15 protein-coding genes are annotated in these 13,548 nt (G+C 32.4%); 9 read left to right on the forward strand and 6 right to left on the reverse strand.

Going from position 1 to position 13,548, the window contains the following annotated elements:
• Window positions 1-67 precede the first annotated feature (67 nt).
• The 4 genes from asd (at window position 68) to ACJMLZ_RS05165 (ending at window position 5,657) form a co-directional block, all read left to right on the forward strand.
• Window positions 68-1,117 (forward strand): aspartate-semialdehyde dehydrogenase, encoded by a 1,050-nt coding sequence (gene asd, locus ACJMLZ_RS05150; RefSeq protein ID WP_405304288.1) that lies wholly within the window; start codon window positions 68-70, stop codon window positions 1,115-1,117.
• A 230-nt stretch (window positions 1,118-1,347) separates the two neighbouring features.
• Window positions 1,348-2,505, forward strand: a complete 1,158-nt coding sequence (locus ACJMLZ_RS05155) for a hypothetical protein (protein ID WP_405304289.1) — start codon at window positions 1,348-1,350, stop codon at window positions 2,503-2,505.
• Between the two features lie 478 nt (window positions 2,506-2,983).
• Entirely contained in the window at window positions 2,984-4,594 is a 1,611-nt protein-coding gene (gene thsA / locus ACJMLZ_RS05160) for a thermosome subunit alpha (protein ID WP_405304290.1), read from the forward strand.
• A 46-nt stretch (window positions 4,595-4,640) separates the two neighbouring features.
• On the forward strand, window positions 4,641-5,657 hold the full coding sequence (locus ACJMLZ_RS05165; protein WP_405304291.1) for an adenosylcobinamide amidohydrolase: 1,017 nt from the start codon (window positions 4,641-4,643) through the stop codon (window positions 5,655-5,657).
• Here the strand turns inward: ACJMLZ_RS05165 and ACJMLZ_RS05170 are convergent.
• Both ACJMLZ_RS05170 and xseA read right to left on the reverse strand, forming a co-directional pair.
• Window positions 5,641-5,859 (reverse strand): exodeoxyribonuclease VII small subunit, encoded by a 219-nt coding sequence (locus ACJMLZ_RS05170; RefSeq protein WP_405304292.1) that lies wholly within the window; start codon window positions 5,857-5,859, stop codon window positions 5,641-5,643. The genes ACJMLZ_RS05165 and ACJMLZ_RS05170 overlap by 17 nt on opposite strands.
• Entirely contained in the window at window positions 5,860-7,113 is a 1,254-nt protein-coding gene (gene xseA / locus ACJMLZ_RS05175; RefSeq protein ID WP_405304293.1) for an exodeoxyribonuclease VII large subunit, read from the reverse strand.
• Window positions 7,114-7,265: 152 nt separating this feature from the next.
• Here xseA and ACJMLZ_RS05180 point away from each other — a divergent pair, with 152 nt between their 5' ends.
• Both ACJMLZ_RS05180 and pyrE read left to right on the forward strand, forming a co-directional pair.
• Entirely contained in the window at window positions 7,266-7,496 is a 231-nt protein-coding gene (locus ACJMLZ_RS05180) for a PRC-barrel domain-containing protein (RefSeq protein ID WP_405304294.1), read from the forward strand.
• 9 nt (window positions 7,497-7,505) lie between these two features.
• Window positions 7,506-8,033 carry an orotate phosphoribosyltransferase gene (gene pyrE, locus ACJMLZ_RS05185; protein WP_405304295.1) on the forward strand — a complete coding sequence of 176 codons (528 nt, stop codon included), beginning with the start codon at window positions 7,506-7,508 and terminating at the stop codon, window positions 8,031-8,033.
• A 40-nt stretch (window positions 8,034-8,073) separates the two neighbouring features.
• Here the strand turns inward: pyrE and ACJMLZ_RS05190 are convergent, their stop codons facing one another.
• Genes ACJMLZ_RS05190 through ACJMLZ_RS05205 form a run of 4 tightly spaced genes read right to left on the reverse strand, consistent with a single transcriptional unit; the run spans window position 8,074 to window position 10,497 of the window.
• Entirely contained in the window at window positions 8,074-8,580 is a 507-nt protein-coding gene (locus ACJMLZ_RS05190; RefSeq protein ID WP_405304296.1) for a molybdenum cofactor biosynthesis protein B, read from the reverse strand.
• A gap of 12 nt (window positions 8,581-8,592) precedes the next feature.
• A complete protein-coding gene (locus ACJMLZ_RS05195; RefSeq protein WP_405304297.1) occupies window positions 8,593-8,904 on the reverse strand; it encodes an ArsR/SmtB family transcription factor in 312 nt (103 codons plus the stop codon).
• On the reverse strand, window positions 8,888-9,706 hold the full coding sequence (locus tag ACJMLZ_RS05200; RefSeq protein ID WP_405304298.1) for a helix-turn-helix transcriptional regulator: 819 nt from the start codon (window positions 9,704-9,706) through the stop codon (window positions 8,888-8,890). The genes ACJMLZ_RS05195 and ACJMLZ_RS05200 overlap by 17 nt, the downstream gene beginning before the upstream one ends.
• 5 nt (window positions 9,707-9,711) lie before the next feature.
• On the reverse strand, window positions 9,712-10,497 hold the full coding sequence (locus ACJMLZ_RS05205; protein WP_405304299.1) for a helix-turn-helix transcriptional regulator: 786 nt from the start codon (window positions 10,495-10,497) through the stop codon (window positions 9,712-9,714).
• Window positions 10,498-10,722: 225 nt separating this feature from the next.
• Here ACJMLZ_RS05205 and ACJMLZ_RS05210 point away from each other — a divergent pair, with 225 nt between their 5' ends.
• Genes ACJMLZ_RS05210 through ACJMLZ_RS05220 form a run of 3 tightly spaced genes read left to right on the forward strand, consistent with a single transcriptional unit; the run spans window position 10,723 to window position 13,341 of the window.
• Complete coding sequence (locus ACJMLZ_RS05210; RefSeq protein ID WP_405304300.1) at window positions 10,723-11,229, forward strand: ribonuclease VapC; 507 nt, start codon at window positions 10,723-10,725, stop codon at window positions 11,227-11,229.
• Window positions 11,226-12,350 (forward strand): DUF2117 domain-containing protein, encoded by a 1,125-nt coding sequence (locus tag ACJMLZ_RS05215; protein ID WP_405304301.1) that lies wholly within the window; start codon window positions 11,226-11,228, stop codon window positions 12,348-12,350. Before ACJMLZ_RS05210 ends, ACJMLZ_RS05215 begins: the two co-directional genes overlap by 4 nt.
• A 16-nt stretch (window positions 12,351-12,366) precedes the next feature.
• Complete coding sequence (locus ACJMLZ_RS05220; RefSeq protein WP_405304302.1) at window positions 12,367-13,341, forward strand: methanogenesis marker 2 protein; 975 nt, start codon at window positions 12,367-12,369, stop codon at window positions 13,339-13,341.
• The last annotated feature ends 207 nt before the right edge of the window (window positions 13,342-13,548 follow it).

Consider the following 13,548-nt stretch of genomic DNA (forward strand, 5'->3'; position numbering starts at 1 on the left):
TCCAAATGCTGAAAAAGGTATTGTTAGCAGTATGAATGATGTTTTAGGTTTAGAATAGGTGAGTTATATGGTAAATGTTGGAGTTCTTGGTGCAACTGGGATGGTAGGTCAAAAATTTATTCAATTACTTGAAAATCATCCTGATTTTGAGATTACTGCTTTAGCAGCGTCTTCTCGTTCTGCAGGTAAAAGATATGAGGACGCTACAACTTGGTATATGAATGATGCAATGCCTGAGTCTGTCAGGGACATTGTAGTTACAGAAACTAATCCTGATGCTATGGATAATGATGTGGATATTGTATTTTCATCACTTCCAGCTGACTTTGCCCTTAAAGTTGAAAAGGATTTTGCTCGTGATTATGTTGTCGCAAGTAATGCAAGTGCGCACAGAATGAAGAAAAATATTCCGTTAGTAATTCCAGAAGTTAATCCTCAGTGTTTAGACATGATTGATGCGCAACAAAAGGAAAATGATTGGGACGGATTCATTGTAACCAATCCTAACTGTTCCACTATCGCTTTAGCATTAACATTAAAACCTGTTGTTGATAATTTTAATGTAAAATCTGTTAGAGTCTCAACAATGCAAGCAGTATCCGGTGCTGGTTATAATGGAGTGCCATCAATGGCCATTGTCGATAATCTTGTTCCTTACATTGGTGGGGAAGAAGAAAAAATGGAAAGCGAATCCTTATATCTGTTGGGTTCTTTCGATGGCAGTGATGTAATCAATGCAGATTTCAAATTGAGTGCATCTTGTCATAGGGTACCTGTAATTGATGGTCATACTGAAGCGGTATTTATTGAGTTGGATGATGACTTTGACATGGGGGATGTGAGAGATAGTATGGCAAACTTTAAAGGATTGCCACAAGAATTAAATCTATTCTCAGCTCCTGAAAATCCAGTAATTGTCAGAGATGAAGACGACAGGCCTCAGCCTAGAATGGACAGAAATGCAAGTAATGGTATGGCTGTTAGTGTTGGTAGACTAAGAAAAGACCAAGCATTTGATAACAGCTTTAAATATGTTCTTGTTGGACATAATACTGTTCGTGGAGCTGCTGGAGCTTCTATATTAAATGCTGAATTAATCAATGATAAAATCCTATGATTTTATCCATTTATTTTTCTTATTTTTTTTTAAATTTTTTATTTTTTAATTCTTTTTTCTAATTGTTTTTAATTTTATTTGTAGGTTTCTATAAGGGTTTAATTTAAATAGTATGAAATTAATATTTTATATCAAGGAATTATATTGTACAATATATCGAAGTTTTCAAATTCGTTAATAGTAATAATTTGAAATCGATATTGGGATAAAAATTTTAACTAAGGGATAGAATGCAAATAGGAATTGATGCTGAAAAAGATACTCTACAATCTTTAATTCGATCTTGCCTATTGGAGCTTAATAGTCTAAAATTAGACCTGACAAAACTTGAAGTTGAAAAAGCAAATGATAATACTCCATTAAGGATAAAAGAGCTCGAAAAAGATATTATTGAGAAAGAAAAAGAAGTTTCTGTTATTAAGTTCAAAGCAGAAGACGAAATCAACTTATTGAAAAAACAACTTGATGAAAAAGATATTTTAATTAAGAATCAGGAAGACAGGATCTATGAACTGGATTATGTCAATAATTCTCTTGATGAAATTAAGGAATATTTCGCTGAACAGTTGAGGGATTACAAGAAAAAAGAATTGGCTGATGTCAATGAAAGATTAAACGAATCTTTCAGAAGTGTAGCTGAAAAAGACGCTCAGATCAATTCTCTTTCAAGAACCATCGATGAATATAAAATCAGGGTTCTCAAGTTGGAAAATAATGTTGAGTTCCAAAACCAAATCATGGAACTTGAAAAGCAGATTGAGATTAAAAATAATGAACTTATCATTAAAGATAATGAAATCACCAAAAGAGATAATCAGCTAGATATTTTAAAAGAGCAAACAATTCCTAAAGAAGATTATCTCAATCTTCAAACCCAGTTCGAATCTGAAATCAGTGCAATGGATGCTGAAATAACTAACTTGAAAGAACACACTATCCCAAAAGAAGAATATACAAATTTACAATCACAATTCGAATCTGAAATTAGTAATTTGGATACTTTACTCAATAACCTTAAAGAAAAAACTATTCCTAGAGAAGAGCATATCTCAGTTACAAATAAACTGGAAAGCAAACTTGCTGCCACCAATACTGAACTTGAATATTTGAAGGAACAATCTATCCCTCGTTCCGAATATATTTCCCTTCAAACAAAATTGGAAAATGAGATTGCTTCAAAAGATAATGAACTCAAGTTCTTAAAAGAGCAGACTATTCCTAAAGAAGAGTATCTTAAACTCCAAAATGAGTTAAGTAGGAAAAATGACAAAATCAAAAGGCTGGAAGAAATCAATGCTTTCTTCAATGAGCTTCAAGAAGAACAGGAAGCCTATGACACCATGGATGTAACTCCGCCTTTCAGATTGGAGAAAAAACAGGGTAGATAATTCTACCTACTTTAACTTTTTTTTATTATTTTTGTCTTGTATTAGCCACAGTTATCTGCTATTTTTAATATATTCTGAAATATAAAAAAATATTGCATTTTTGCATAATGTTCATCAGCAGTTGAATCTTCATTACTGCATCTACATTCAATCAGACTATCTTTAGGAATTAATGTCTTGCCATATTTAAAATATAGTTTCATATTATAAAACACAATTTCAAATTAATAACTGTTGATTTAATCATACTTTCCTTTAATTATATTGATGGTTAACTGCAGGGTGTTTTTCTCTTTTAATTTCTTCAGGTTATGAAAAATATTTTTCTTACTTTAATTTACTTTATACCATAAAGTATTTATATAACCTTAAACTCATGTATTAAGTAGAAAGGTTTAGTCAACACTATAACTTATTTTCTCATGTTGATAATTAAACTGATCTAATTATTTATAAAATTAAAAAAAGGTGATTATTAATGGCACAAGGACAACCAATTTTTATCTTACCTGAAGGTACTAACAGGTCTGTCGGCAGAGATGCTCAAAGAAATAACATTTTAGCTGGTAAAGTATTAGCTGAAACTGTAAGAACTACTTTAGGTCCTAAAGGAATGGACAAAATGTTAGTTGACGGACTTGGAGATATTGTAGTAACAAACGATGGAGTTACTATCTTAAAAGAAATGGATATTGAACACCCAGCAGCAAAAATGCTCGTGGAAGTAGCAAAAACCCAAGAAGACGAAGTTGGGGACGGAACCACTACTGCAGTAATCATTGCTGGTGAATTATTAAAAAAATCCGAAACTTTACTTGACTCCGACATTCACCCAACTATCATAGCTATGGGTTACAGAAAAGCAGCTGAAAAAGCACAAGAAATTTTAGATGAAATTGCTATCGAAGAAATTGACTCTGAAACCTTAATGAAAGTAGCTATGACTGCTATGACTGGTAAAGGAACTGAAGCAGCACGTGAACCATTAGCAAAATTAATCGTTGATGCTGTAGAAGCAGTTGCTGATGAAGATGGCGTAGACACTGACAATATTAAAATCGAGAAAAAAGATGGTGCTGTTGTTGAAGAATCAGGCTTAGTTGAAGGTGTAATTGTAGACAAAGAAAGAGTGCACCCAGGTATGCCATCTGAAATCAAAGATGCAAAAATCGCATTAATCAACACTCCATTAGAAGTTAAAGAAACCGAAATGGACGCTGAAATTACCATTACTGATCCTGCTCAAATGCAAGCTTTCATCGAACAAGAAGAAAAAATGGTTAAAGATATGGTTAACAAAATCGTTGATGCTGGTGCAAACGTATTATTCGCACAAAAAGGTATTGATGATTTAGCACAACATTACTTATCCAAAGCTGGCGTTTTAGCTGTAAGAAGAGTTAAAAAATCTGACATTGAAAAATTATCCAGAGCAACCGGTGCAAGCGTCATCACCAACTTAGATGATTTAACTGCTGATGATTTAGGTCAAGCTGGAACTGTGGAAGAAAGAAAAATCTCCGGCGAAGAAATGATTTTTGTAGAAGAATGCAGCGGAGCTAAATCCGTAACATTATTCGTAAGAGGAAGTACCAAACACATTGTAGCTGAAATTGTAAGGGCAATTGAAGATGCAATTGGTGTAGTAGCAGCTACTGTTGAAGATGACCAAGTTGTTGCAGGTGGAGGAGCTCCTGAAATCGCAATGGCTAAAAAACTCAAAGATTACGCAGAATCCATTTCTGGAAGAGAACAATTAGCTGTAAACGCATTTGCAGAAGCTTTAGAAATCGTACCTAAAACCTTAGCTGAAAACGCAGGTTTAGACAGCATCGATTCCTTAGTGGATTTAAGAGCAGCACAAGAAGACTCTCCATACATGGGATTAGATGTATTCACTGGTGAAGTAGCAGACATGAAAGAAGCTGGTGTAATTGAACCAAAACGTGTCAAAAAACAAGCTATCCAATCTGCATCCGAAGCAGCTGAAATGATTTTAAGAATTGATGATGTAATTGCATCAACCAGAGGCCCAGAAGATATGGGTATGGATCCTTCCGCAATGGGCGGAATGCCTCCAATGATGTAAGCATAAAGAAATTTTAATTAATTTCTTTTCTTTTTTTTTATTTTTTATGTATTCCAATAGACTTATTTTAAAAACATCCCTTGATGATGAAATATATTACCTGAAAGACACTATTTTTGTCAAATTCAATGTTAGGCGTAATGGAATTTCCACTTCAAAACTGAATGGGGGATTTTCCAATAATTTCAAAAGCGTTTTTAACCATCATTTGTCACAGGAAAATATTGATTATCTTGAAAATCATGATTTATGCGAATACCTGATTAATCATTGCAAGTCATTGGATATTGATCATGCCACTTCCAGCGGTTTAACTACACTTGCGGAAATGAATCATGTGAGTATTGTAACTAAAGCATATGAAAACTTAGAGGTAACCGCACTGACAACCGCAGGGGTTAGAACCAATGCCGTTAAGGCAGGTGACCCCGCATCATTTTATGAAGAAAATGGAAAGTTCGGCACAATAAATACAATAATTCTAATCAATGCCCATCTGGACTATGAAACGTTACTTGATGCCTTCATGAGTGCAACTGAAGCAAAAACTGTGGCTTTAAATGATTTGAAAATTCCATCACAGTACTCCAACGGTTATGCAACTGGAACCGGTACCGACGGATTATGCATATTTTCCAATTTGGAATCTGATAATGTCTTAACAAATGCAGGAAAACATTCAAAACTCGGTGAGTTAATAGGCCAGTGCATCATTGAATCTGTCAAGAAGGCTATTAAAAAGCAGGTTTGGATATCTCCAAAATCACAGTCAAATGTTTTAGTCAGATTAAACAGGTATAAATTAGACATTAATGAGTTTTATGATAATCTGGGCTGCGATAAATTTGAATTTATTAAATCACTGCAAAAGGAAATGAAAAAGCAGGATAATGTTGCCGTTGCCAGTTCAGTTTTAAATCTGATTGATGAGGTCGATTGCGGTCTGATTAAAAAGGAAGATGCATTTGACTTATCAAAAAGGATTATAAAAGAAAATTGTAATAGTTATCCAATAAAAAAGCTATTACAGTATTGGATAAACTATTTTATTCATTCATATTAAAGTCAACAATATCGCCATTGTCTTGAACTATTTTGGCAATTGCCTCTTCAGCATTGTTTAATTTGGTATTGCATATGTTGACCAAATCCATCGCTTTTTTAAATTCATCAATTGCATCATCCAATGGCACATCTCCATTTTCCAATTTGTTAACGATTTCTTCTAATTTTTCTAAACTTTCTTCAAAACTTAAATTATCCATTCATATCACCTTTGTATTAATTGTTCCATCATCAAATTCAACATCTAGTTTATCTCCTGATTTAACATCTTTAGAGGAGGATATTATTTTGCCTTCAACTTTTGTTAATGTGTATCCTCTTTTTAAAGTTAAAAGAGGATTGAGCACTTCCAATTTGTTAAGGTTTTTTAAATAGTTCTCTTTTTTTATTCTAAGCAGTTCATCAGGATTTTTTAAAATATTTTTATTCTCTAATTTGAATAATTTATTTTTATTTTCAAGTATAATGCTTTTTGAGGCATATTCTAATTTGTTCAGTAAATTGTCTAAATTCATTCCTTTTATTTCATAAATAGATTCGGGATTCTTAAGAATTTGTTTTTGAGAAATAGCATCTATCTTTAATCTGTTTTGAGTAATTTTATCATTAATGCTTTTATTTATTCTTTCAGTTAATTGGTCTAATTTCAATGTAATTTCATTGATGTCGGGCACCGCAATCATTGCAGCTCCGGTTGGTGTTGGGGCTCGCTTATCAGCAACATAATCCGATATTGTACAGTCAACTTCGTGGCCCACTGCACTGATTACGGGAATTTCACATTCATAAATTGCTCTTGCAACAATTTCTTCATTGAATGGCCATAGATCTTCTATACTGCCCCCTCCACGTCCAACAATAAGTGTATCAATATCATATTGTTGTGCATGCCGTATTTGTCTAACAATTTGGGGTGCCGCCAGATTTCCTTGAACAAGTGTTGAAAAGACTAATATTTCACAATATGGATATCTTTTCTTTATTGTTGTTATTATGTCCCGTATAGCAGCTCCAGTTTCTGCGGTTACAACTCCTATTTTTTTAGGATATTTAGGTATTTCTTTTTTGTGTGTAGTATCAAATAAGCCTTCATTTTCGAGTTTCTTTTTTAATTTTTCATAAGCCTCGTATAATTCTCCAATTCCGTCTTTTGTCATTCTGGCAACATATAATTGATATTTACCACTTTTTTCATAAACTTCAATTTTACCTTTGACAATTACTTTCATACCATCTTTAGGTTCGAATTCCAGGAATCGGGCCATTCCTTTAAACATCACTGCTGAAATCTGCGCGCCTTCATCTTTTAGTGTAAAATAGATGTGTCCGCTCCTATATATGTTAATATTGGATAATTCACCTTTTACATAAATGTTTTTTAGATTAGGATCAAGTTTCAGCTTTCTGTTAATGTAGGCATTAATTTGAGATACTGTTAAGTATTCATCTTGCATATTTTCACCCTGAAAACAATATTGTTATTATGTTGTTTATAATAAATACAATTTTGTTTTTTAGATAAATTTTTACTTTTGATTTGTTGAGAAACTAAATGTATTTTAAATTGAATAATCAAATATTACATTACAAAATATTAGGTGATTATATGAGAATTAAAGATGAATTGTTTGGTAAAGAAGTTCTCGATGCTGAAATTCAAATTGTCGGTAAAATTGCAGATGTCATTTTTGACAAGGATACATTTGAAATCACTGATATAGTAATTAAAAAATCCGGATTTTCAGAACAGATTAAAGCTAGTGAAAATGTTATTCCGATGGAACTTGTTAAAGTAATTGGTGATAAGGTTTTACTTAAAGGTGAAGACGACATTTAACTGATTAACATGGTTTCTAAAGAATATTTGATTGATCTTTTAAAAGAAAACGAAGTTTTCCTTGAAGGGGATTTCACATTATCTTCAGGTAAGAAAAGCAATTATTATATCAATATGAAAAAGGCTATTACAGAACCTGAAATTTTATCCACAATTTCAAAATTAATTACTGAGAAAATTAAGGATGATGAAATTGATAAGGTTGCAGGGCCTGCTTTAGGTGCAGTTCCAATAGCTACAGCTGTTTCTTTAGAATCAAAACTCCCTTTATTAATGATTCGTAAAGAAAAGAAGGGTTACGGTACTTCAAAGCTCATTGAAGGCGAACTTTTTGAAGGTGACGATGTCATTGTTGTTGAAGATGTATCAACTACTGGAGGTTCACTTTTAAAAGCTATAAAAGCTATTCAGGATAATGGAGGCAATGTAAAAAGGGCATTCGTTGTTGTTGATAGGCAAGAAGGTGCTGTTGAAGAGTTCAAAAAAGAAGGAATTACATTAGAACCTTTAATATGTGTAAATGAGTTTTTTGATTAAAAAAAGAAATGATGAAAATTAATTTCATCATTTTAAATTACTATTTTTTTACATGGTGGACGATATGGGGTAGTTCATCAATTATGATGCTGAATGCAGTTTTAACCGCATTTGGTGAGCCAGGCATTGAAAATATAACTGTTTTTTTGTATATTCCTGCAGTAGCTCTGGACAATAATGCCGCAGCCCCGATTTCATCATATGATTTTGCTCGAAACAGTTCACCAAATCCGTCTAATTTTTTAACAAAAAGTTCCTCAACAGTTTCAACTGTAATGTCTCTGGTATCCAATCCAGTTCCGCCAGTTGTTAAGATAACATCGTTTCCTTCAGATATCATTTCTTCGATAGCATTAATTAAATCATCCTTTTCATCCGGAATTAATTTTCTTGATTTTAGGGTATACCTTTTTTCGATTTCTTCAGCCATATATTGGCCGGATAAATCTAATTTTTTTGATTTTCTGCTGTCACTAAGAGTTATTACTCCACATGAGATATCTTTTGATGATTCACTTTGATGTTCTTTGGCTGTTTCACTTTTCATCATTTATCACTTTTATAATTCATTTAAGTATTTTTTTATTTGTTCATATTCCTTTAAATTATTTATTAATTTTTTTGTAGGGTAGTAAAGAGTTCCATATTTTTTATTGTTATGCTCAACAAGTTCGATTCTTAAAATCAATTCTATATGGTATTGTATGGTTTTATAATCTAGTTTTAAAACTTTAGATAATTGAGTAATGCTGTGTGGTCGATATAGTAATTGATCGATAATTTTCATTGTTGTTTTTCCACCTTTTCTACCAAGTAATAAGTCTACCATCTCTTTGTTTTCGTATTTGAATATGTTATATTGATTCTTCATTTATCACCCTCTCGTAATAGTTGATTATATTTGCACCCCATTTTCGAGCGTTTTCTGATTTTCCAATTAAGATCTGTGAATCATCGTAATGTCCATCTTTAAAAAACAGTGTAAGTGACATAAATTCCTTAGAGTGGGTTAAAAATAATTTCAAATTCTTTTTTATACATATTATTTTGACTTTTTTATTTTTCACCAGTGATTTTCTAAAAGAGTCGTTTAATTTAATCGAATTTAAAATGTCCTTACTAACAATCAGTTCTAAATATCTTAATTTATTATTGTTTAATAATTCAATAATATGTTTTAAATGGTTTTCTGAGTATATCGGCATTATTATTCTTAGTTCTTGTGAATCTGAGATTAGTTTGATATATTTGTTAAATGCATTTGATAAATCGCTTGTGGTTGATTTTATGTACGTGGCATCTTTTAAAAGATGCATGTTTTTGAGAAATTCTTCCGGAATGTCTTCAAGCGCATGGTTGTTCCAAAATGAAACGTCGTTGTTTATTGAAACCCAGTTTTCAATTAACTTCACCATATTTGTAGCTAACAGGAAACCGTTTGAAGTTAATTGATATTGTTTTTGGACTTTTTTTATTAAATTTATGGTTTCCAATTCTTTAAGGCCATGTAAAATTGTTGCAGAAGGTTTTTTAAGTTCCTCTCTTAGTTCTTCCAGGTTTTTAGGTCCGGTATACATTGTTAATAATAGCTTGCTTCGCATGGTTGATGTTAATATATATTTAATGTTTTTGAATTCATTATTTAATTCTTCTTTAGTCTGTGGATTTGTCATTTTAATCATACCTGTTGTAATATTGTTTCAAATAGATTATTTGCCCAAAATAATGATTTTTCATTTTCAGAAATCAGTATTCGATTTTGATCAAAACTTCCATCGTTTTTAAATAATCCTAAACTCATGGATTTATCGCACAAAGTTAGATATAGTTTTAAATCATGCTTTGTTGTGTGGACTTTGAGTTTCCCGTTTTTTGCGGCATTTTTCCTTGTTTCATTATCAATTTTAAAAATTATTTCACGAAACATATTTCTTGGAATAAGCAGTTCGACAGATCCCTCTTTTTTCAGCATGTCTTCAATCAGGTGAGGATATTCCGGATGAAGATATGGAAATATTGCCTTAATATTTTCAGATTCAGTAATTCTATCTTTAATTGTATTGTGTGTTTTGTATATGTCGATAGGTGTTGTTTCAATTAATTCTGAGTCTTTTAAATCATTGATGTTTTGGATAGAATCTATACTCAATTGGTCAATGTTATGTTTGTCCCAAAATTCATTAAAATCGTTAATTAAATCGATACTTGCTTTAAAGTCCATCAAACTTTTGTAATAAATTTCACTCAACGGTTTTAAATGATACTTGTTCCTGTTTTTTACAATGTATTCCTTTTCTTCAAGTTTTGATAAATTGCTTGAAACGGAACTATAGGTAATTTTTGTATCCTTTACAAGTTCTTTAATGGATTTGGGTCTCTTTTGCAATTCGCCTAAAATTTTAAGTCTAATTTCTGATTTTGCAAGAAATTTTATATCATTATTTAAATTATAATGGCTAATCATTTTTTTCACCTCCATTTTGTTCAATTCATGAATATAATGAATATTTTTCATGAATTTCACTACAATATTTGATTTAATTATTAAATCTTATAAACATTTTTCAAAATTTCTTCTAAATTAACTCAAATTTAATACAAATTTCTTCCCAATTTAACTCCAATTTATAATAATTTACATTCCAAAAAATTACTAACTTTTATTAGTTTATAAAATAAAAATATGTTCATGGAAATTTTTTATGTATTGGACGCATCTGCATTTATCAATGGATTTCAGTTGGAAACAGAATACAATTTCACAGTTCCAGAAATTACAGCTGAGATTAAGGATTTTGAGTCACGTTTAAAGTTTGATACGGCAATTGAAGAAAATAGATTGATTATTCAGGATGTTACTTCTGAAAGCATTGATGCAGTTGAAGATATTATTTCACAATCTGGAGATATTTTGAGGTTATCCCTTCCGGATAAGAAATTAATTTCACTGGCTTACATGTTTTCTAAACAAGGCAAAAATGTAAAGGTTATCAGCGATGATTATACTATTCAAAATGCATTGAAAATAATGGGGATTTCCTATTCTGGAATTATTACCGAGGGAATAAAGGAAGTTTACAATTGGAAAAAGGTTTGTGAAGGATGTAAGAGGGAGTATGGTGAAGATTATCCCTTTGATGACTGTGAAATTTGCGGATCTAAAATATTTAAAAAAAGAATTAAGGTGAATAAATGAGGATTGGAGTAGTTGTTCACGGTCCGAATATTATTGATTCGGGATATGCCTTGAAATTAATTAATCTGCTTTACGATTATGGGGAGGTTTCTGCAAGACTTGGCGGAACTATGGGCAGGACTGCAGTAATTGATGCCAGTTTGGAAAATACAATCAACATTAGAAAAAAACTTGTTCCAAGCGATTCATTGAAAATATTTCATGACGATGGCGTTGATGTGATTTTTTTACTTAATTATGGAAAATCCAATGTGACAGGACAGGTTTTCGGATATAAGGTTTATAATCATTATTTAAATAAAATTGATAATAATTCCATTCCGGTCATACAAATTGAAAGGCCTGGTGAAGAGGACGGTAGCATTATCTGTTGGAATAATGGATTGGATTTGGCAATGGAATTGTCTAAAAGATTAAATTTAGACATTGTCAGTCCTGAGGAGATCTATAATAACCACATTAAACAGGATAATATTCCTGACAATCACACGCACAGGATTGTTCATGGTGTAAGCCCCGGTGAAAACATTATGGTGAACAGTGTTGTCATTGGAAAAACTGATTCTGATAAGCTTGTTTTAATTGCAAAGGACAATCATATTGTTGATATAATTGGCGGAACTCTTAAAGCTCATGGCCTTGAAAAATTGGGTGAAGTTGACATTGAAAGTGCCATCATTAAAACGGGGCTTTTAAGAAAGGCCAAAGTCACTCCACGTATTTTGGATAAAAATGAAAATGATGAAGAATTTAAAGTCGCGTTTCTGGATCATGCCGGTGAGGACGTTTATAAATTCAGGAATTGTGATGTTGTCGTTACTGTGGGTGATGATACGACCTTGATATCTTCTGACATTTTATATAGGTTTGATATACCAATAGTTGGAATAACTGACGGTGATTTGGATAAGGTCGTGGAAGATGGATTCAAGGCCAAAAATTCCATCATCTTTGAAGTTGAAAGCGGTTTTGATGATGTGTGCGGACAAGCTATTGAAAGGGAACTGTTTGACGGCAATCATGTAAATTCAGGCTTTTCAGATATTCGCCAAGTTGAAGAAAAAATTGTCGAAATAATAAATACTATTAACTGCAAATACAAAATTAATTATATTAACTAAATTAGGAAGTGTAATATTGGATTTTGAAAATCTTGTTAAATCTATTCAAGAATTTAAGGGAGTATCACGTAAAAGCTCAATAGATAATGTCATTTCTCTTTTAAAAGAATCCTATAATGTTTCCGGAAATGTTGTTATTGATATCGGGGATGATGCTTCAGCTATTGATATTGGAAACAATCAGGTTATGCTAATTGCTGCCGATGGAATTTGGGGGGATATAATGAATGTCAACCCTTACTGGGCAGGATATTGTTCCGTTCTGGTTAATGTGAATGATATTGCAGCAATGGGCGGAAAACCTCTGGCTATGGTAAATATAATGTCAATCAGCAATGATGGGATTTATGAGGATTTGTTAAACGGAATCAAGGATGGATGCTTGAAATTTGGTGTTCCTATGGTTGGGGGTCATCTGCATCCTGACGGCGAGGTTGACTCCTTGGGTGTGGCAATTGTAGGCATTGCCCAAAAGGATAAGATAATCACCAGTTTCGGAGCTGAAGCGGGTGATAGGGTTATTGTTGCAATTGACCTTGACGGGAAACCTCATGAGATGTTTAGCCTAAATTGGGATACCACCTATGATAAGGATGCTCAATTGGTGCAGGACCAAATTACTGCCGTTCAGCATTTGGCAGAAAAAGGATGCATCAAATCAGGTAAGGACATTTCAAATCCGGGCATCTTGGGAACTTTGGAAATGCTTTTGGAGACTTCCAAGAAAGGGGCAATCGTCAATTTGGAAGACATTCCTAGAAATGAGGGTGTTGAATGGGTTGATTGGCTTAGGTCTTATCCGGGTTCTGGATTTGTTTTCACTGCCGATGAGGAGCACTGTGATTATATTAAAGAATACCTTTCAAGATTTTCAATTGAAGCGGCGGTTGTCGGCGATGTAACAGATTCCAATTCACTTTTCTTAAACTACAATGGTGAACAGGCGGAAGTATTCAATCAGGAGAAAAACCCAGTATTTATTTTCAGATGATCATGTCGTATCAGATAACGGATTTAGGTGACTATTCGAACAATTCACGAAAAATGGCATGTGGAGAAGCAGTTTTGATTGAGGCGGTTTTATGAATGTTGGCAAGATAATATCAAATTCCCTAAAGTATCCTTTTAGAAATCTTAAGAAATTACCTATTCTTTTTATTTTATTTATCCTAATTGCACTCATTCCTATAGGGATGGT

It is taken from the genome of Methanobrevibacter sp. (genome assembly GCF_045126245.1).
Lineage (GTDB): Archaea > Methanobacteriota > Methanobacteria > Methanobacteriales > Methanobacteriaceae > Methanocatella.